This window comes from Acinetobacter sp. Gutcm_16, from assembly GCF_028649355.1.
Lineage (GTDB): Bacteria > Pseudomonadota > Gammaproteobacteria > Pseudomonadales > Moraxellaceae > Acinetobacter > Acinetobacter johnsonii.
Genome location: NZ_JAQSUV010000035.1, coordinates 1 through 20,412, shown reverse-complemented (window position 1 = coordinate 20,412; position 20,412 = coordinate 1). Strand labels below are relative to the sequence as shown.

The window sequence follows — 20,412 nt, the reverse complement described above, 5'->3', positions numbered from 1 at the left end:
CTGTCATGACCGCATCAGGCCATTTTTTTATGCCAATAAAAAAGGAAGCCCTTAGGCTTCCTGTTTAAGATGAACTGAAATTATGCGTGAGCATTTTCTTCAACAGCCATTTGGCGGTCTACTTCATCTGGATTTGCTAGTGCAAAATGTAATTTCTCTTGGTCTAACTGACCCACCCATTTCGCAACAACAATCGTTGCCAATGAGTTACCCACCAAGTTGGTTAAAGCACGTGCTTCAGACATGAAACGGTCAATACCTAAGATAAGCGCAAGACCCGCCACTGGAATATGACCAACGGCTGACAAAGTCGCTGCCATCACAATAAAGCCAGAACCTGTTACACCCGCAGCACCTTTCGATGAAATCAATAACACACCCAATAACGTCACTTGGTGCATGAGATCCAGCTGAGTATTGGTCGCTTGTGCAATGAAGATCGCAGCCATCGTTAAATAGATTGAGGTACCGTCTAAGTTAAATGAATAGCCTGTTGGAATAACCAAACCAACCACTGACTTTTCACAACCCGCAATCTCAAGCTTTTTCAACATACGCGGTAAAACCGACTCTGAAGATGAGGTACCCAGTACGATCAACAACTCTTCGCGAATCATACGAATCATTTTCAAAATGCTGAAGCCACAAAGACGTGAAATAGTACCTAGAACCAAGAAAATGAAAAGTAAACAAGTAATGTAGAAACAGATAATCAACTGAGCCAGTTGCGCCAAGCTACCAATACCATATTTACCGATGGTATATGCCATTGCACCAAAAGCACCAATTGGAGCAAGTTTCATGATCATGTTTACAATGTTAAAGAACACATGAGAAATTTGATCGATGAACTTCAGTACAGGTTTACCTGCATCGCCCAACTTGTGTAATGCAAAACCAAACATCAAGGCAAAAAGTAGCACTTGCAGGATTTCACCTTCAGCAAATGCACCAACCACGGTGTTTGGAATAATATGCATAAAGAAATCGACAGTCGATTGCTGCTGACCAGATTCAACAAACTTTGAGATACCAGAAGTATCTAATGTTGAAGGGTCAACGTTCATGCCCACACCTGGCTTCCAGATGTTAATGACCAGTAAACCGATCAATAGTGCAATAGTCGATACAATTTCAAAGTAAAGTAGCGCAACACCGCCTGTTTTACCCACAGACTTCATACTTTCCATACCCGCGATACCACTCACGACGGTACAGAAAATTACTGGTGCAATAATCATCTTGATCAGCTTAATGAAGCCTTGACCTAGAGGATAAAAAAGCTCGCCCCAGCCGGGTACATATTTTTCAACGCCATTGATAACTTGCGTACCACTAGGGAAAAAATGTCCTACTAAGATACCCGCAATAATCGCGACAATAACTTGAAAATATAGTGACTTATAGATTGGTTTCTTAGTCATAACGAATACTTCTGTAAATCAAAAGACTGAAAAAATCGGTATACCTATACTTCCTCATAGGTAGTTGGCTTTCTGATAAACACAAAAAAGCCCACAGTTTGGACCGCATCCAAACACCGGGTAAAAAAATCATGGTGTACAAACAACAGCACTGTGACAAAAATCACAGTTCATTCATATTTACTGCAATGGGAGAGACTAAAAACTAGCGAGTCACAATTATTGGGTAAATTTTACCTAACATTCTTTAATCAAAGTAAACTGATTTCAACCATAATGTATAAAATCTAAACAATATGACTCATACTTTAGTCTAATGGTGGAAAATTTATTTAAAATTAAAAGTGCTTTTTTTTTTGATTGTTCCACTAAAATAGCACAACACAGCCTTCACTTACTTTGGTTTTTTCATGAACAACAAAAGAAATATTTATAAAGATGCTGAGCACCCTTTTGCCCAATTTGTTCGCATTATTGGTAAAGGGAAAAACGGGGCACGCTCACTCAGTTATGAAGAAGCTTACCAAGCCTTTGATATGATCCTGAAAAATCAAGTGTTAGATGTACAGCTCGGTGCATTCCTAATGCTACTTCGGGTTAAGGAAGAGTCTGTAGATGAACTGGCAGGCTTTGTTCAAGCCACACGAGATCAACTGCCGTTCACGCCTTTAGAGGTCGATTTAGACTGGTCGTCTTATGCTGGCAAGCGTAAACACTATCCATGGTTTCTCTTAGCGGCACTGACTTTAGCCAAAGCAGGTTATAAGGTCGTGATGCACGGTGCATCAGGTCATACCATTAACCGTATTTATACTGAACAGGTATTAGAGTATCTCGATTTTAATATTTGCCAAACTCAAGCAGATGTGGAACAGGAATTAGCGTCGCGTAATTTTGCGTATTTGCCGCTGCACGCCATTTCCCCGATTTTAAGTGACTTAATTTCCCTACGAAATGTTATGGGTCTTCGCTCACCCATTCATACCCTTGCACGCTTGATCAATCCTTTTAATGCGAAAGCAACCCTGCAAGCTATTTTCCACCCTGCCTATCGTGGTTCGCATCAGCGAGCAGCATTTAAACTGGGTTATCAAAATAGTGCGGTCATTAAAGGTGAAGGCGGCGAATTTGAGCGTAACCCAGATGCAAAAACACTGATCTGCGGCATCAAAAATGGTGAACTCTACGAACATGAGCTCCCTAAACTTACCGACAACCGAAGCCCAATTGAAGAAGAGTTAGATTTGGCTGATTTTAAAGCAGTTTGGCTGGGTGAAAAACAGCATGAATATGGTGAAATGGCAGTGACTGAAACCATTGGCATTGCGTTATATACCATGGGAGCGTGCAATACTTATAGCGATGCCATGCAACAGGCCAAGCAGCTTTGGCACACTCGTTTCTAAGCATAAGGGACAAACAAAAGCGTGAACGTTATTCGCCACGCTTTTCGATCCAGTAAAAGTCAGCCCAGTAAGGATAACGCTTTCCTGAAGAATGAATATTTCTGAGATTCAACTGATCACCAATATGAATATCGATTTTTCGAGATTCATAAGGGCCAGATAAATAAACATCTTTTTGTTGTCCAATGAGGTTTGAACAATAGAGTTGATGGCTTTTTATCTTTTTCGATGCTTCGCCTGCATGGGCGTTATGGATGTTTATCCCAATCAATAACATCGGATAGCCATCATTTTTCATTGATGTATATTGCGTGACGGGATTTTGAAAATTTTGACTCGGTAACACAGAAACATCTAATAAACATTCAATTTTTCTTGCATCACTTGTTGTCTCTGCAAATACATTGGTCGAAATTGCAGTAATGAAGAATAAACCGAGTCGAGTGAGCTTTATTATTTTTATAAGCATAAGGATTGAAACAGTTTGAAGGTTATTCTTTTAAATTGAGTTGTTGAATCACAAAGCATCTGTTGCTGAGCGATTCAACGTATTTTTAATCAATTAAATAAAACGAATAGGTTTAAATTCTGGTTCAGGCACATGAGAATCACACTCCTCACCTTCTTCTTTATGCCCTTTATCGATATAGCCAGTACGTTCTTTTTCAGGAGTATTCTGATGCTCCCAAGCAATAACGGCTTGCATACAAGTTTGACGTTGTTCAGCAGTCAACGCAACGCCATTTGGCCATTTACCAATTTCTACAGCTGTTTTTAAACGCTCAACAATATCAGCATCTAAAATAGAAAGCATCTGTTCAATATTCATGATTTAATCCTGTTGAAAAGAGTCAAAATCTTGGTTCCACCCAAGTTTAGTTCGGCATGACATATAAAAATCATAACCCGGTGGATGTAATAAATTCAGTTTAAAGGGGTGCTTACGAATATGTAAGCTGTCTCCCACATTGAGCGAAACACTGTGTTGACCATCGGCACTGACCATCGGCAAGACACGGTTTTCACGAATCAGAAGCTTAATTTCACTGTGTCCACCCACCACAATTGGGCGTGAAGACAAGGTATGCGGATGCATCGGTACCAAAGCAATCGCATCCATCCCCGGATGCACGATTGGGCCACCACCTGACAACGAATAGGCTGTTGAACCCGTAGGCGTCGATACAATCAAACCATCACTGTGTTGACGGTAGACATATTGACCATCGATATTCAGTTCGAAGTCAATCATATGCACCGACTTGCCCGAGTGTAGTACCACATCGTTTAGCGCAATCGCATCATAAATCGTCTCGCCCTTTGAGCGAATTTCCATTTCCAATAAGAAACGACGATCTAACTGAAACTCACCTTTTAAAACTTGATCGAGCTTAAAAATCACTTCAGTCGGCTTGATATCGGTTAAAAAACCCAAACGCCCTCGGTTTACACCCATTACAGGAGTATTGAATTTGACCAAGGCACGTGCAGCATGCAGAAGTGAGCCATCCCCGCCCACCACAATCACCAAATCGACCACTTCACCCAGAAGTGCACGACTCACCGTTTGTGTATTTTTATAAGGAACCAGTTCAGCGGTTTGCGCATCAAAAACGGGATGTAACCCTAAGCTGAGTAGATGATCATGAATAAGACATAAGGTTTCGACAACTGAAGACTTATCTGGACGTCCAATTAAGCCTATGTTTCGAAATGTTTTATGTGAAATTTGCACCTGCAACATCGCTCCGCTACGATTCCCGCCTATCATAACATTATTTATTTAAATTGATTCAAAAACTAAAGTGACTGCTGCTACACACGGAATTGTCTCTATATTTCAGTTTGTTCACAGTTTAATTATTGCAAATTAGCGAAAAGCTTCGCATGATTAGCACAATTTCTCAGGATCTTATTCGTATTTATGAAGTCAGAACGTGGCATAGGTTTAATTGCACTGATCTTCTGCATCTTAGTCATTGCAGCATTCTTGGTGTTTAGTATTTATTTAATAAGACTCGACTCCGTTGTACGTGACAAGTTTGAAGGCAAACGCTGGGACATTCCTGCGAAGGTATTCGCACGCCCACTCGAAGTGTATACCAATGCCCCTGTCAATCAGGCTGACTTCACTCAAGAGTTAAAACTTTTGGGCTATAAGTCCTCGGAAAACTATACCAAATCAGGGAACTTTGTCAGTTCTGGCAATGAGCTATATGTACATACCCGTGGCTTTGACTTCGGTGATAGTGTCGAGCCTGAACAAGTGCTTAAAGTCACCTTTGCCGATGAGCAAGTGGCTGAAGTCAGTGCAACTAAACCCTCTTCTACAGGGATTGCACGTTTAGAGCCGATGCTGATTGGCGGGATTTATCCGCAGCATAACGAAGACCGTGTCCTGATTAAACTCGACAAAGTGCCTAAGCCTTTAATTGAAGCTTTAATTGCAACCGAAGATCGTAATTTCTATAGTCACCACGGCGTTTCGATTCGTGGTACGGCACGTGCGATTGTGAGTAATGTCACGGGTGGAAAACGTCAAGGTGGTTCAACACTGACCCAACAGTTGGTGAAAAACTTCTATCTCACCCCTGAAAAAACCATTAAGCGTAAAGTCAATGAAGCATTTATGGCTTTATTGGTCGAGTTTCACTATGACAAAGATGAAATTTTAGAAGCCTATCTCAACGAAGTGAACCTCGGGCAAAACGGCAACTATTCCATTAATGGTTATGGTTTGGCTTCGCAGTTTTACTTCGGGATGCCTTTACGTGAGCTAAATATTGCGCAACAAGCTTATTTGGTGGGTTTGGTACAAGGTCCAACCTTATATAACCCTTGGCGTAACCCAGAAGCTGCGAAAAAGCGTCGTAATATTGTTTTAAACAACATGTTGGTCATGGGCTATCTGACCCAAGAACAATATGAAACTGAAACAGCTCGCCCTTTAAATGTGATTGCCAAACCGACTCTCGGCCCTTCACGTTTCCCAGATTTCTTAGACATTGTACGCCGTCAATTACGTACCGAATACCAAGAAGGTGATTTGACCAACCAAGGTCTACGCATCTTTACAACGCTTGATCCGATTGCCCAAACCAAAATTCAAGATGCGTTTAAATCGACTGTTGGTCGCTTAAGCCGTGGCTCAAGCCGTCTAAAAGAGCTGCAAGGTGCGGTATTGGTTGCTCATCCTGAAAATGGCGAATTGGTTGCAGCTGTTGGTTCAACCCAAGACTTTACTGGTTTTAACCGTGCACTCGATGCCAAACGTCAAGTCGGTTCACTACTTAAACCTGTGATTTACCTCAGTGCGATTCAATCGGGACGTTACAACTGGGCCAGCCCAATTGAAGATAGCAGCATTAGTATTCAATCCAATGGTAAAGCATGGACACCCAAGAACTATAGCGGTGGTGAACATGGCGTTGTGCCAATGGTACAAGCACTGTCTAATTCATATAACTTATCAGCTGTTCGCCTTGGTCAAGAGTTTGGTTTATCGACGTTTAGTAACCACCTAAAACGTTTTGGTGTGACCAGTAACATCCCAACCTATCCATCCATTTTCTTGGGTGCGGTAGACATGTCTCCGATGGAAATGCTCAGCATTTATGGCAACTTTGCCACAGGCGGTTTTAAGTATCCGACTAAATCCATTCGTACTGTTGTCGATCAAAATGGTCGCTTGCTGACCCGTTATGGTTTAAATGTCCAACAAACCATTGACCCTGCTTCTGCCTATGTCCTGAACTATGGTCTACAACAAGTGATGACCTCAGGTACAGGTCGTTCAGCTTATAACACTCTACCAAACTCACTTCAGCTTGCAGGCAAATCTGGAACCACCAATGACACCCGTGACTCATGGTTTGCAGGTTACTCGGGCAATTATGTTTCTGTGGTTTGGCTAGGTTTAGATGACAATAAACAAACTGGCTTAACAGGTTCTTCAGGTGCGTTGCCAGTGTGGACAAGTGTAATGAGCCAGCTGCGTCAAAAACCAGTCAACTTACGCCAACCGGATGATGTGCAATGGCATTGGATTGATCGTGGCACGGGTTATCTTGCCGCTCAAGGTTGTGAGGGTGCAATGTATATTCCCCTCTTGCGAAACACCGTACCACGCAAAGCAACCACATGTGGCTTACCGCATTATCAAGTTGAACCCACTTACAATCCTGAAACAGATGGTTACCAAGCTACACCTGAACAAGGCGACAGCATAGACAACTATATTCGTGAAAGTGAATCGAACATGCAGCGAAACTTAGAAGATGAGACGCAAGTCATTTCGAGTGGTAGCTATCAACCTGAATAAATAGGACGGATTTAAATTTTGATGTGGTTTAAACGTTTAAGTATCTTAGCAACCATCGTGACTGTGGCAGGCTGTCAAAGCCTCCCACAGCCAGCTGAAAAAAAGATACCTGAAAAGCCGACACAGGCGGATAAAGAGCAGAAAACACCCTCTGGGGTCACAATTCACCCTTATGACCGCGAAGAAATTCAACGTCAGAAGATTGTGATTCCTGAACAGAAAAGCAAACAACAGTTTGATGATGGGCGACAGCTTCCTGCTTTTAAAAGCCTGATGCAAAAAACGCAAACGGCCTATCGCCAAGGCCAGTGGAGCCAAGCACAAAGCTACGCCATGCAAGCACAGCGTTTAGCACCACAGTCGAGTGAGACCTTTTTGTATTTGGCTTTAATTGCTAATCAACAAAAACAACCTGCAAATGCGGAATCGCTTGCACGTCGCGGCTTGAGTTATGCCCAAAGCAATGCCATGAAAAAGCAGCTTTGGAGCATTATCTTAAAAGCAGGTCAAATGCAGAAGAATCAGAAAACCATTCAACAAGCCCAAACAGCAATCAAAAGTCTGTCTTAAAAGCACGCTCCGTTAGATGGAGCGCTGCCCTGCTATACCATAAGCACCATAACTTTGCGCCTTGGCTAAATCGGCTAACTGTAAGCCGCCGAGAGCAAAAATCGGGATGTGAATCTCTTCTGCAATCAAACTGAACTGTTGCCAACCCAAAGTTTCACTATTGGGGTGGCTGAGTGTTTTAAGTACAGGGCTGAGCAAAAGAGCATCACAGCCAATTTCTTGTGCATGTTCAGCACTGCTACGGTCATGACAGGCCGCTATATAACGCTGTCCGATGTTCAGCTCCCCTTTACTCAATTGCATCAGTTGAGATTGTTTCAGGTGTATAGCCGCAACTGCCTGCTGTTGTAGTGGATTTAAACCTTTCCATAGTTCTATATTGACAATCACCCGTGCTAATTGTTCTACACTCAGTTCTGCAATTTTTAAAATATGTTCAGGACTGGCAGGCACTCGCCAATACAGTACTTGTTGTTCAGGCAAATCCTTCAACACATCGATTTGATCTGAAATTTTAATCACGGGTGCAGCATAAAGTCGCGTCAAAATGGCCTGATTGGCTTTTGGAAAGTTAAGATCTTGTAATTCGGCACGCTTGAACCACGCCCATGGTGAGTGAATGTCTGCCAATAGATGATTTGATACTGTGGCATGAAATAAATGCAAATTGACAATCACATCGTCATATTCAAACTGAATACAGTCAAAAACATGCCAATCTTGTATATCAACTCCAACTTCCTCTAACACTTCACGGCGACAGGCTTGTTCAGGCGTTTCACCTGCTTCCACCTTCCCTCCAGGAAATTCGTGCTTATTGCCCTGATGCTGTTCCGCCTGCCGCCAACCCACCAACACTTTACCTTGATGTAAAAGGATGGCTATAGCGACTTGAACCAAAGGTTTTGACATAATCAGATTCCATTTCAGATGTGTGGTGTATTGAGTGACTGCATGTAACGATATTGAAGTTTTTTATATTTTCAGCGAGAAAATGTTGACAGCTTCATTCGATAATGATTATCATTTAAATCGTTCAACATATACCACGGAGTCGCCAGAATGAACGCACCATTTAGCTTATTTACTCGTAACGAAACAGCCCATTCACTACCAATGCTACACTCAAACAACTTATTTGCCCTAGGCCGTGAAATTCGCATTATGCATGCTGGAGAAGAGTATCGTCTACGACTCACTCGCAATAATCGACTCATTCTTACCAAATAAGAACTATAAAAAACCCAATAACAATAATCGTGGAAACAAGCAGTATGTCAGCGCGTACTGCTTTTTAGTGTCTTTAAGTTTGATCATTTATGCTGTTTTGATAATAGATCACAATCTGCATATCTAAGTCTCAAGCGTATTTAACAGCAGCTCCACTTTTAAACCGCCTAAGTCGGATGAACTAAATAACAACTGCCCTGCATGTAAATCGACAATTTTCTGACAAATCGATAAGCCCAAGCCTGAACCTTGTGTTTTTGTACCTAAAGCCCGATAGAAGCGCTCACCCAAACGCTGGATAATCGTAGCATCGACCCCATTTCCACTATTTTCAATCCTCAGTCTGAGCTGCTGTTTTTCGATCGTGAGATTGACAAAAACTTGTGCCTGCTCGGGGCTATAGCGAATGGCATTGTCGAGCAAATTGCGAAGTGCGCTAAATAAGAGCTGCTCATTGGCCAATACATAAACCTGCTCTGCAAGCACCACGTTAATTTTAATCTGTTTTGAGTCCGCAAACGGCTGTAAAGCTTTAATCACATCCCGCATTAGCAGACTTAAGTCAAACTTAGTCTTCGCCAAGTTTTCCTTTTGCTCAGGGTCTAGCCGTGCCAGCAACAACAAATTATCCAACACCTGTACCCCACGACTGACATCTTGTTGGATCGGTTTTAACTCACTTTCAAGTTCAGGAAACTTGCGCTTGAGCACCTGAAGTCGCATTTGTATCGCAGACAGTGGAGAACGTAGCTCATGTGAAGCATCCGCGGTAAAGCGCTGCTCTGCCACTAAAGCTTGGTCTAAACGCGCCAATAAGGCATTCAGCTGAGACAGCATCGGTTGTAACTCAATCATCTCAGGTTCTGGCATAGAAATAGGTGCTAAATCATTGACCGATTTATTTGAAATTTGCTCTGAAACTTGATGTATCACCCGAAATTTACGTCGAATGGCAAAATGCATCAACAACCACTGAATACACCAGACTAAAAACAACACACCACTGAAAACTAGGATGCTTTGCCAAAAGGGATGGAAACGTTCGGACATCGACTGGGTCACTTGAACCTGTAAACCATGATTATCCTGCGCATTATAAATACGCCACAGTTTGTGCTCTGACCAATAAAACCCATAAGGTGCATCTGAAACCAAACTCAAATGATCCACGGTTATTTTTTCAGGAACATCTTCGGATGCAGTCAAAAGTTGCTGTGCATTATCGAGTCGATAGCGAATATCAAACTCATCACTAAGCTCTGCCAAGGCTTGGCCATTGCTGACCGTTAAATCATCTGCCAGCAACATATCAGCCATTTCATCCATGATTTCATCTTGCATAGACATGGTCTGATAAACCGACACCCCAATAAACATCAGCAATGCCAAAAGCCCCGCCAGTATCGAACTGAGGAGCGAACTTTTAACAAGCTGACGCTGGAGTGAAATTGGCTGAGCCATTATATGTCCTGATTCATTCTGTAGCCCAAACCACGAATGGTTTTAATACAGTGGCTACCGAGTTTTTTTCTCAATTGATAAATAAAAACCTCGATCGCATTGCTTTCGATTTCATCGCCCCATGCATAAAGACTTTCCTCAAGTTGTTCCCGCGTAACGACATATTCGGGCTTGAGCATCAATTTATGCAAAATTTGAAACTCTTTGGCGGTTAAATTAACAGCTTGACCATTTTGAGTCACACTTTTGGCCTGTGGGTCGAGTTGGATATTGGCATAGCTCAATACCTGCGAGCTACTATGCTGTTGCTGTCGAAGTTGTAAACGAATTCGAGCGGATAATTCCTCTAGACTAAAAGGTTTGACCAAATAATCATTGGCGCCCAAGTCTAGCCCTTCGACTCGATCTCGAATACTGTCACGTGCTGTTAAAAAAATCACAGGAGTCGATAGGTTCTTGCCACGGACTTTCAGCAAAATGTCATCACCTGTGGCATGTGGCAAACCACGATCTAAAAGCACACAGTCATACTGATGCTGTTCAATGGCTAAAATGGCATGGTCGCCCCGTTCCACCCAGTCGACACTGTAGCCATCCATTTCAAGCCAAGTTTTAATACTCTCAGCTTGAGAGGCATCATCTTCTGCTAATAATATCCGCACTGCTTAACCTGCCTAATCACTATTGTTTAGATCATGCCGTGAAATGGCTCAAAATACAAAAAACCACAGGGCTAATATCCATTCAAAGCCCTGTGGTTTTTTTAAGAATGCCCAATCAAAATTGAATTGAACTTGGGCAAGTGTGTTTAGAATTTCACTTGATCTACGTCAATTTCAACGCGTTTTGCTGGTTTGTAGTCAATATCTACTTCACCGATAATGGTTACAGGTGTTTTAGCCGAAATTGCTTTGCCACCCCATAACTCATCATCAATGTCGACAGTAATTGAACCAGTTTGGTCACGGAATTCATACTTCTCATCCCCAATGGCTTTGACCACATAACCTTTTAACTGGACATGACTGTCATCTTTTAATGTTAAGGCATGCTTAACCGTGGTTGGTGTTGAAGCAGCAACTGCCGCTTGGTTCACTGCCGTATTTGCTACAGCGACAGTGGTTGAGCAAATAACACCAGCAACCAATAACGCTTTCATCATCATATTCATATCCCGTACCTCTATTTAATTGTTCATCTATTTGATGAAGCTATTAAACCAAAACTAGATGAGCTGAATCTTAAGAAAGCTTCAAGTAAAGCATTAAACGCTTAGTTGAGTGGGACGACACGTAACACTTCTTCTAGCGTCGTGACGCCTTCTAAAACTTTACGTGCACCCGCAATTCTTAAAGGCTCAATGCCTTCTTTTTTGGCTTGTTGACGCAATGCGGTCAAGTCACCATTAGCACCAATCAGTTGCTTCGCCTCTAAACTCACAGGCATAAACTCATAAATACCGACTCGTCCTTTGTAGCCCGTTTGACGGCACTCGTCGCACCCTACTGCGGTAAAGACTTTTTCAGGCATCTCCATAATGTAATCAAAAGTCAGATGCTCCCATTCTTGGCTGTTGATTTGCTTTTCAACTTTACAATGTGGACATAAGCGGCGTACGAGACGCTGTGCCAATACCCCTAAAATGGTTGCCGCGGTTAAGAACGGCTGTACACCTAAATCATGCAAACGCGTCAGACTGGAAGGTGCATCATTGGTGTGCAGAGTTGACAGCACTAAATGTCCTGTAAGTGCTGCTTGAATCGCCATATTGGCCGTATCATGATCACGAATCTCACCGACCATAATAATGTCAGGGTCTTGACGCATCAGCGCACGAACACCATCAGCAAAACCAAGATCAATGCCTGTATTCACCTGCATTTGGTTAAAACTCGGCTCTAACATTTCAATCGGGTCTTCAATGGTACAGACGTTCACTTGTTCGGTAGCCAATTGTTTCAAAGAAGAATAAAGCGTGGTGGTTTTACCTGAACCCGTTGGCCCTGTCACTAAAATAATGCCGTGACTATGCGAAGTCAGTGCTTGCCAATCACTGAGCAAATGCCCTTCAAAACCCAACTGCTGAAAGCTACGCACTAAAACTTCAGGGTCAAAAATACGCATCACCAACTTTTCACCAAAAGCAGTCGGTAAAGTCGAAAGACGCAGTTCTGTTTCTTGCCCTTTCGGTGTCCGTGTTTTTAAACGCCCATCTTGTGGTTTACGTTTTTCCGCCACGTTCATTCGACCTAAAATTTTAATCCGTGAAATCACCGCGGTTAAAGTATTGGCAGGCATGTTATAAATCGTATGTAATACCCCATCAATACGGAAACGAACTTTGCCGTTGTCTTTACGTGGTTCTAAGTGAATATCACTGGCACCTTGCTCAAAAGCAAACTGTAAAACCCAGTCAACTAATTTAACAATGTGTTGGTCATTGGCATCAGGGTTCTGGCTATCGCCCAACTGTAAAAGTGCTTCTACGCCTTTATTATCACGGTCATAACTCCCAGACTTCTGGGAGTTACTGACGGCGCGACTCACCTGATAATACTCGACCATATACCGCTGTAATTGTTCAGGGCTGAGTAATACACGCTGGATTTTTTTCGGTGCAACATTCTGCTCCAAATTTGCGATCCAATCTTTCATATATGGCTGATCTGTTGCAATCAACACTTGATTGGCCTGAACTTCAACAGCCAAGATTTTATTGCGGAAGGCGAATTCTTGAGACATCACCGAAGTCAAAGCTTGCACATCGGCTTTGAGTGGATCAATCACATAAAACGGTAATTGAGTCTTTTCGGCTAACCATTGACACAGCCGATTTAATGTCAGTCTCGACTGCGGATGCGACTGATCCACCAGATTAAAATGAGCAATCCACTGTAAAGGATGCCACTTCAATTGATCGCGTTGACGGTGCGAGGTTTGTACTAGATTTTTTTCTTTTTCAGTAATTCGCCCATCTTTAAACAGTTGATCTAAGCACCAAGTAGTATCAATTTCAAAATTAAAATTCATTGTTATACGTCCCCAAACATAACTCCACTATAGCAAGATTTTCTGTATTCATTCGCACAAAGCATAAGCAAATCCTACAAATATCGAGGAGTAGCCAAGTTCTCAATAGAATCACGAATTTACTCACAAATCTTGCTCTTTTAACTTGAATCCACCTTCAGCATTCGCCTATATTTTAGACAGGTCATTAGATTTTGTGAGATAGGCTTGGACTTCAGCGCAATTTCCATCAACAGTTTAGCGTTATCTGAGATCCTCATCACCTTGGCTTCAGCGTTAGGCTGTGGACTGTTGATTGGTCTAGAGCGCGAACGAAGCAAACAACGTGAAAACCAACAGAGCTTTGCAGGACTACGCTCCTTTGCCATTTGTGCCCTTCTCGGTGCCATTTGTTTTTTATTTGGTGTCAATATTGGCATTGTTGGTACGCTGATCATCGGCGGCATAGTTATATTCTCAATGAAAAACCAAACAGAAGATTTGGGTTCAACCACTGAACTTGCCTTTGTCATGACGTATTTTATTGGCGCCATGTGCCTATGGAATACCCCTTTAGCGGCAGGTTTAGCCGTGCTCCTGACCATTATTTTAATGACCAAACATTCTATGCACAGCATTGCGGGGAAATGGATCACTGAAGCTGAATTTAAAGACGGTATCTTTCTCCTAGCGCTGATTTTAATTGCCCTGCCCTTAACGCCGAATACGCCTTTATGGGGTGCTGTGCTGAATCCCTATATTCTTTTAAAATTAGTCACACTCATTCTTGCTGTTCAAGCGCTTGCACATATTGCCAAACGACTGCTGAGCACTAAAAATGCCATGATTTTATCGGCAATCGCCTCAGGTTTTGTATCCAGTACAGCGACAGTTGCTAGCTTAGGCATGGAAGTACGTGCAGGTCGAGCACTCGCTAAACCCAATGCAGGTGCAGCGCTCATGTCCTGTATTGCAACTTTATTACAACTGCTGATTATCGTCGCAGGTGTGAGTATACTTTGGCTCAAAACCATACTGCTTCCGACCCTTGTAGCAAGTGTCCTTTTAGGGATCTGTGCTTATGCGTTGGTACGATCTGCCCCTGCACAAGAACAAAATCAACCCACTGATTCACGCATGTTTAGCCTAAAAGAGGCTGGCATTATTGCCCTGACTTTGACGCTCATCCAAGCTGGTGTGTATGGACTTAACCTTTGGCTGGGAGATGCAGGTTTAATTGCTGGGACTTTGCTGGCTTCTTTGTTTGAGATTCATGCAGCGATGGCAACAGTGGTCATGCAAGGGGCACCGACAGACACGGCAGCAATGTCTGCATTTATATTAGGTTTGACTGCACACGCTGTTGCCAAGTCCATTAATGCCGCCTTAACAGGTGGTAAGCAATACTTTATTGCTTTTGCCCCGATTCAGATTTTGCATATGGTGGTTTTGATTGGGCTATTGTATTGGAGCTTATCTCTTTAAATCTCTCATTCTACGGCCGTGATATTCACTGTAGTTTCACCCACTGTAAAAGCGATATCAACAGTAGCAAATTTCATTTTATATACCCGCGCTTCATCCTTCTGATACGCTGGTCTGGGATCTAAAGATAAAACGGCTTCAAGCTCTTGCACGGTCTGTACAGACAATTTCCCACTCGTCAAAAGCTGCTGCTTCTGTTCGATCGCCCGATTCGACCATATCACCGATTTACGTTTAGGTTCATCTTGCGCATAGCCACTTTCCGCTTCTATAACGGCATCTGAGTAGTGAATATAGGGTTTGATATCCACAATCGGGGTGCCATCTAGCAAATCACTTCCTGTGACATACACTCGAACCGATTTCCCTTCTTTTTTAACGTACTTGAGCTTTACCACCGATAGACCAATCGGTGAAGGACGATACATACTACGCGTAGCAAACACCCCTATTTTTTTATTCCCTCCTAAGCGTGGCGGACGAACTTGTGGACGAAACTGGGTTTTTTCTGGATTTTTATTGTCATGAAACTGCCACACCAACCATAAATGACTAAATGCCTCAATCCCTTCAAAGGCCAGAACATCATTATAGGGTGCTAGCATTTCAATATACGATTCCACTTGAACCAAATTAGGCTGACGAGGAATACCAAACTTTTCCTTATAAGAAGAGTGCATATAGCCAATAATTGGCAAGGTTAAATCAGTCATCATCACTTTTTCTAATAAGCTCAATTAAATATATTCAGTTTATCGAGAATGATTTTAGATTAGAATAGCAACCTGTTCTAATTTGATAATTTATTGAGACCTTTAATGGCTGCTTTCAACGTCGAAAAGATTACTCACGTCCACCATTGGAATGATACTTTATTCTCTTTTAAAACGACGCGCGACACTGCTCTACGTTTTAAAAACGGTCAATTTGTGATGATCGGCCTTGAAGTAAATGGCAAACCGTTAATGCGTGCTTATTCTATCGCTAGTGCAAACTACGAAGAAGAACTTGAGTTTTTCTCAATTAAAGTTCCAGATGGCCCGTTAACCTCTATTTTACAAAAAGTTAAAGTGGGCGACGAAATTTTGGTATCTAAAAAACCGACAGGAACTTTAGTACTTGATGACTTAAACCCAGGTAAAAACTTATACCTACTTTCTTCTGGTACAGGTCTTGCGCCGTTCTTAGCAACCATTCGTGACCCTGAAACCTATGAACGTTTTGAGAAAGTGATTGTGGTTCATGGTACACGCTTCATTTCTGAATTGGCTTACCAAGACCTTATTTTAGACGAACTTCCGAACAATGAGTTCTTTGAAGAGCTAGGCATTAAAGATAAATTGGTTTACTACCCAACAGTTACTCGTGAAGAGTATCCAAACCAAGGTCGTGTAACAACAGTAATTGAAACTGGCGAGATTTTTGAGAAGATCGGTTTACCACGTTTTAACCCAGAAACGGACCGTGCAATGCTTTGCGGTAGCCCTGCATTCCTCGATGACGTTGCTGCACTTCTAGACCAACATGGTTTAAAAGAGTCGCCACGTATGGGTGTACTTGGTGACTACGTTATTGAACGTGCATTCGTTGAAAAATAAGATCGTATAAAGATATTAAAAAACCGAAGCTTAGGCTTCGGTTTTTTATTTACTCTACGCATAGTTTTATCTAATATTAAAAAAAATAACAAATCTAGAATTTAAACCCATGACCTTTCCAGAACTCAAATTTAAAGACTATTTACATCCAAAACCCAAGCCCAGCGGTCTCGATGTACAGTGCAAACTCCAGCATTTTGCCCTCATTACTTATGCCGTTGACCCAGCTCGTTTTAAAGAGATCATTCCAGCACGATTTAAGTTAGACACGATAGAATACCAAGGCAAACAACATGCACTGATGTCGGTAGTGCCCTTCATCGATGTCGATTTCAGCTCTGCGGTTTATCCTTTTCCAAAATTCACTATGGAGCAAACCAATTATCGGGTCTACGTGATTGATCAGGAAACACAGGAACGTTGTGTTTGGTTTTTAGGAACGACTTTGGACTCTTGGACGCTAATCGTTCCTCGTTATGTCTGGCAACTACCGTGGCATCCTGCACAGATTGAGTTTGATTGTCAGCAAGATGCAGAGGGTCGATATACACAATATAAAATGCGAACTCAATCGGCATGGGCCACTTCAGATGTACATTTGTCTCAGTCGGAACATGACCAATGGCTTTTTGAAGGCTTTCCCAATTTAGAAAGTTATCAGGTCTTCTTGACTCATCCTTTAGCAGGATTTTACCATCGCCGCGATGGAAAACTCGGCAGCTATCGTGTGTGGCATGGCCGCTTAAATCCGAAACCTGCAACGCTGCACTATGCTCGCTTTGAACTTTTAGCAAGGCTCAATCTTGTATGCTATGAAGATCAGCTCAAACCCTATAGTGTTCTGATTGAACCAATCAATGAATTTACCATTTATTTACCCCCAAGGTGCCTTAATCATTCGGCTGAATAACACAATAAATAATGAATACCCTACAGTTTTTAAGGAATATTAAGCATGATGAATAAATTTCAGCCAAAATAATCAGAGATTGGTTGTTTTTCTCCACAAAGTCTCTATAATTCAACAAAACAGACAAGTCTGTCTATTTTTGCTGAAATACTGAATGACCGAAAACATTCAGAGGGTACAAAAAATATAAGAAGGCACTTTAAGTTGCTCATATCCATATCATGCATTATTGTCAAATAATGTGCGATATGGAACATAATCATTATCAGCAAAGCGCGATAACCTAACCGTTATCGCGCTTATTTATTTGTACGTGATTTATTTTAAACGCATTTAAGCCAGCAATATAATGTGTATTGGGTTAACTTTAAGATTAAATTTTATACATTAGATAGCTGAAAGTTCCATTTGGATTAAAGTATTCACACGCTTCCAATAATCTTCCAAATGCACTTGGTTCGGATCAATTTGAGCTTGTATGGTCATGCCATCCAAAATACTCGATAGAAATGCAGCCAACTGTTCATCCTGCTTTACACCTAGACGATTCAAAGCCTGACATAGCTTGCCTTTCAACCATTCTTTATAATCAATTGCAGGCTGTAACGAAGAAGGATAAAGTTTTGAAATTTCTTCAACTGCCTTTTGGAACATACAACCATTAAAATCCGCAGTATGAAACCAAGCATGGTACCATTCAAAAATTGCACGAATATGGGAGAGATAATCACTTGGGTCACATGCAGCAATCGTCGCTTCAAGCGACTGCTGTAAATTTTGGTTTCTGGTCACTAAGCATTCTTCAATTAATTTAGCTTTAGATGGGAAGTATTTGTAAAACGTCATTTTAGCAACGCCAGACTCACTAATAATCCGATCCACACCGATAGAATTATAACTATGTGAGTTAAAGAGATTAAGCGCTGTGTTAATGATGTCTTCTTTTTTTGACATTTATTTTACCTGATGCACAAAACTTTAAAATTAAGCCATTAACCCAAAAGAACAGCACATGAAAACGAAATACATCGATTGAAGACGATATTATATATCAAATTTAGAGCAACACCGTTTTTTTATAAAAAACAATACCGGTATTAATTCAAGCATTTGAAATATATAGTTTTTAAAATAAATAAAACACTAGAAGAGTCGGATCTTTTTCACTATGATAAAAATGATGACAATTAAAATTTACCTCGTATATGAATGCACTCTCCTTCACCCAGTCTGAACATACCCGCACAGAAGTTTTGCGCTTTATTGAACGATCCTTAGGCTCAATGTCATGGGCAGCCAATACTCAAGCGATCATTCATTTAAAGCAAACGACAACCGAACATGTTTTATTTCAACATCCGATACTGACACGGCTGCATCAATGCCAACTCAGCCTTGAACAGCTGAAATTTATTCATCTGAATTATTTTACCGCCATTGTTAAAATTTTCACTGATGCTTTGAGTATGGCTATGTATCAAGCACTGCAACTTGAGCACGACAGTAATATCGTGGAGCAAGACCGTATTGCAGCCAAGATATATGCACGTTATTTGTTGTCACTAAATCTTCTAGATGAATTGGGTTTTAATACCCACCAACTTGAGAAAAGCTCACCCTCTAAATCGCATTTGGTCTATTTCCTTCAACTGATGCAGCAACTTGAACTCAATGTCGCCGATCAAAAACAGACCGAACCTGAAGCATTTGCAATCGCACAATTTATTCAAGAACATATTCATTCTTATGCAGACTTGCTGCTCATTTTGGCTTGTACTGAATTACAAGTGATTAAGTTTAGTGAAGCACTCAGAACTAATCTCGCAGCCTATGATCCTTTATTTACTCAAGGCTACTATGCATGTCATGGCCTTGCAGAAACATGTGATACGACCCTTGCTAACGATGACAATCATGAAGACGATATTTGGGTGCTATTCACACAATGCTATAAACCTGAACAGGCTCTGTATTTCCAGCAACTTCAAACTGAATATTTAAGTCTATGGAATAACTTTTGGAGCAAGATGAATTTGGTATTAAGCTAAACTTTAATCTAAATTTCGTCCAACATGACATATTAAAGCTTGGAAAAATCATTCAATTCATACATGAAAAGTCATGCTGGAATAAGTATTGAAGTCAATAACATTGTGTGAAAAGTCTTCTCAACGCTTAATTTAAAGTTTCAACCGCACTTTTTTTATCAAAATAATCTTCTGGATAAGGATCTTGACCTTTTAAATTTTTTCTATAATCCATAACACTGATGTTGATTCCATCATTAATTAAATAATCATTATAAAAATCCTGCTCTTTAGGATCATCAAAACCTAGTTTTTCAAATATTTGCTCTGATAAATTTCCAAAATTTTCATATGATTTTCTATAACCAAAATAATTTACAAAAGCCATCAATGGAATACAGATAAAAATACTTATAAGTATCCACATTATTAAATATAGAAAAGAATCCCAAGAATAATTAAAATCAAAGATATAAAAAAGTAAAAGCATTATTGACATCCCACCCCAATAAATTAAAGTAAAATAATAGGTTTGCATAATAATCGCTTTATAGCCTTTTTTTACTGAACGCCCCATTTCATAGATCATATACAATAAGCCTGATTTAGGATCAAGAATGGCATAGACCTGATAACGTCCATCTACAGGCTTGTCATTAATTATAGCTATCAGTTCATCATTTTCTTTAAAACGAGCCGTTGTAAATTGCCCCAGTAAAGAATGTCCTTCTATTTCCCCAGTAAACGTGATGCCATCTTTAGCTTTACCTGCCATCACCAAAATAGGAGCACTGGTAAGCAACGAACTACTTTCAGCCAGCACACCTGCAAAAGCAGTCCCAGCAGCAATTCCACCCACATTTTGATTTACGGGTATTTTGGATTTGGCTTTTTCTAAAGAATGGATTGGGCCTTCTACCAGTTTTAGGTTTAATTGTAGACCAGTCATCATTCACTAACTTTTTTCTTAT

General features: G+C 41.1%; 20 protein-coding genes. 8 read left to right on the top strand and 12 right to left on the bottom strand.

Translation table 11 applies throughout. The features are described 5' to 3' along the window. Positions 1–80: 80 nt before the first annotated feature. Positions 81–1,424 (bottom strand): dicarboxylate/amino acid:cation symporter, encoded by a 1,344-nt coding sequence (locus PTT44_RS12495; protein ID WP_087012100.1) that lies wholly within the window; start codon positions 1,422–1,424, stop codon positions 81–83. A 410-nt stretch (positions 1,425–1,834) separates the two neighbouring features. Here PTT44_RS12495 and PTT44_RS12490 point away from each other — a divergent pair, with 410 nt between their 5' ends. Next, positions 1,835–2,830 carry a glycosyl transferase family protein gene (locus tag PTT44_RS12490; RefSeq protein WP_168158957.1) on the top strand — a complete coding sequence of 332 codons (996 nt, stop codon included), beginning with the start codon at positions 1,835–1,837 and terminating at the stop codon, positions 2,828–2,830. A 28-nt stretch (positions 2,831–2,858) separates the two neighbouring features. On the opposite strand, the gene PTT44_RS12485 is transcribed toward PTT44_RS12490, so the two are convergent. The 3 genes from PTT44_RS12485 to PTT44_RS12475 form a co-directional block, all read right to left on the bottom strand. Then, positions 2,859–3,299 (bottom strand): hypothetical protein, encoded by a 441-nt coding sequence (locus PTT44_RS12485; RefSeq protein WP_168158958.1) that lies wholly within the window; start codon positions 3,297–3,299, stop codon positions 2,859–2,861. Positions 3,300–3,392: 93 nt separating this feature from the next. Further along, positions 3,393–3,659 carry a YeaC family protein gene (locus PTT44_RS12480; RefSeq protein WP_058869973.1) on the bottom strand — a complete coding sequence of 89 codons (267 nt, stop codon included), beginning with the start codon at positions 3,657–3,659 and terminating at the stop codon, positions 3,393–3,395. A gap of 3 nt (positions 3,660–3,662) precedes the next feature. Beyond that, the gene (locus PTT44_RS12475) at positions 3,663–4,601 is read right to left on the bottom strand and encodes an NAD(+) kinase (RefSeq protein WP_004696112.1); all 939 of its coding nucleotides are present in this window, start codon (positions 4,599–4,601) and stop codon (positions 3,663–3,665) included. 153 nt (positions 4,602–4,754) lie between these two features. On the opposite strand from PTT44_RS12475, the gene mrcB reads away from it, so the two are divergent. Then, entirely contained in the window at positions 4,755–7,151 is a 2,397-nt protein-coding gene (gene mrcB / locus PTT44_RS12470; RefSeq protein WP_168158959.1) for a penicillin-binding protein 1B, read from the top strand. A 21-nt stretch (positions 7,152–7,172) separates the two neighbouring features. After that, positions 7,173–7,721, top strand: a complete 549-nt coding sequence (locus tag PTT44_RS12465) for a tetratricopeptide repeat protein (protein WP_168158960.1) — start codon at positions 7,173–7,175, stop codon at positions 7,719–7,721. Positions 7,722–7,733: 12 nt separating this feature from the next. Here PTT44_RS12465 and PTT44_RS12460 read toward each other — a convergent pair whose 3' ends face one another. Further along, positions 7,734–8,633: an NUDIX domain-containing protein gene (locus PTT44_RS12460; protein WP_273795663.1), complete on the bottom strand. Its 900-nt coding sequence runs from the start codon at positions 8,631–8,633 to the stop codon at positions 7,734–7,736. A gap of 150 nt (positions 8,634–8,783) precedes the next feature. Here PTT44_RS12460 and hemP point away from each other — a divergent pair, with 150 nt between their 5' ends. Then, positions 8,784–8,951 (top strand): hemin uptake protein HemP, encoded by a 168-nt coding sequence (hemP, locus tag PTT44_RS12455; protein ID WP_004696105.1) that lies wholly within the window; start codon positions 8,784–8,786, stop codon positions 8,949–8,951. A gap of 123 nt (positions 8,952–9,074) precedes the next feature. On the opposite strand, the gene PTT44_RS12450 is transcribed toward hemP, so the two are convergent. The 4 genes from PTT44_RS12450 to PTT44_RS12435 form a co-directional block, all read right to left on the bottom strand. Then, on the bottom strand, positions 9,075–10,412 hold the full coding sequence (locus PTT44_RS12450; protein ID WP_168158962.1) for a sensor histidine kinase: 1,338 nt from the start codon (positions 10,410–10,412) through the stop codon (positions 9,075–9,077). Then, complete coding sequence (locus tag PTT44_RS12445; RefSeq protein ID WP_159152862.1) at positions 10,412–11,074, bottom strand: response regulator transcription factor; 663 nt, start codon at positions 11,072–11,074, stop codon at positions 10,412–10,414. Before PTT44_RS12445 ends, PTT44_RS12450 begins: the two co-directional genes overlap by 1 nt. Before the next feature lie 146 nt (positions 11,075–11,220). Then, entirely contained in the window at positions 11,221–11,583 is a 363-nt protein-coding gene (locus PTT44_RS12440) for a NirD/YgiW/YdeI family stress tolerance protein (protein WP_168158963.1), read from the bottom strand. Between the two features lie 101 nt (positions 11,584–11,684). Further along, entirely contained in the window at positions 11,685–13,442 is a 1,758-nt protein-coding gene (locus tag PTT44_RS12435; protein WP_168158964.1) for a GspE/PulE family protein, read from the bottom strand. Positions 13,443–13,649: 207 nt separating this feature from the next. On the opposite strand from PTT44_RS12435, the gene PTT44_RS12430 reads away from it, so the two are divergent. Continuing rightward, positions 13,650–14,906, top strand: a complete 1,257-nt coding sequence (locus PTT44_RS12430) for an MgtC/SapB family protein (RefSeq protein WP_168158965.1) — start codon at positions 13,650–13,652, stop codon at positions 14,904–14,906. 5 nt (positions 14,907–14,911) lie between these two features. On the opposite strand, the gene tsaA is transcribed toward PTT44_RS12430, so the two are convergent. After that, entirely contained in the window at positions 14,912–15,622 is a 711-nt protein-coding gene (gene tsaA / locus PTT44_RS12425) for a tRNA (N6-threonylcarbamoyladenosine(37)-N6)-methyltransferase TrmO (protein ID WP_168158966.1), read from the bottom strand. A gap of 102 nt (positions 15,623–15,724) precedes the next feature. Here tsaA and PTT44_RS12420 point away from each other — a divergent pair, with 102 nt between their 5' ends. Both PTT44_RS12420 and PTT44_RS12415 read left to right on the top strand, forming a co-directional pair. Then, positions 15,725–16,504: a ferredoxin--NADP reductase gene (locus PTT44_RS12420; RefSeq protein ID WP_004696086.1), complete on the top strand. Its 780-nt coding sequence runs from the start codon at positions 15,725–15,727 to the stop codon at positions 16,502–16,504. Between the two features lie 109 nt (positions 16,505–16,613). Beyond that, on the top strand, positions 16,614–17,414 hold the full coding sequence (locus PTT44_RS12415; RefSeq protein ID WP_168158967.1) for a DUF2071 domain-containing protein: 801 nt from the start codon (positions 16,614–16,616) through the stop codon (positions 17,412–17,414). Positions 17,415–17,801: 387 nt separating this feature from the next. Here the strand turns inward: PTT44_RS12415 and PTT44_RS12410 are convergent, their stop codons facing one another. Further along, positions 17,802–18,368 (bottom strand): TetR/AcrR family transcriptional regulator, encoded by a 567-nt coding sequence (locus PTT44_RS12410; RefSeq protein ID WP_168158968.1) that lies wholly within the window; start codon positions 18,366–18,368, stop codon positions 17,802–17,804. 251 nt (positions 18,369–18,619) lie between these two features. Between PTT44_RS12410 and PTT44_RS12405 the strand changes: the two genes are divergently transcribed. Next, positions 18,620–19,462, top strand: coding sequence for a hypothetical protein (locus PTT44_RS12405; RefSeq protein ID WP_168158969.1), 843 nt, complete (start codon positions 18,620–18,622; stop codon positions 19,460–19,462). Positions 19,463–19,589: 127 nt separating this feature from the next. Here the strand turns inward: PTT44_RS12405 and PTT44_RS12400 are convergent, their stop codons facing one another. Further along, complete coding sequence (locus tag PTT44_RS12400; protein WP_168158982.1) at positions 19,590–20,390, bottom strand: putative type VI secretion system effector; 801 nt, start codon at positions 20,388–20,390, stop codon at positions 19,590–19,592. Between the last annotated feature and the right edge of the window lie 22 nt (positions 20,391–20,412).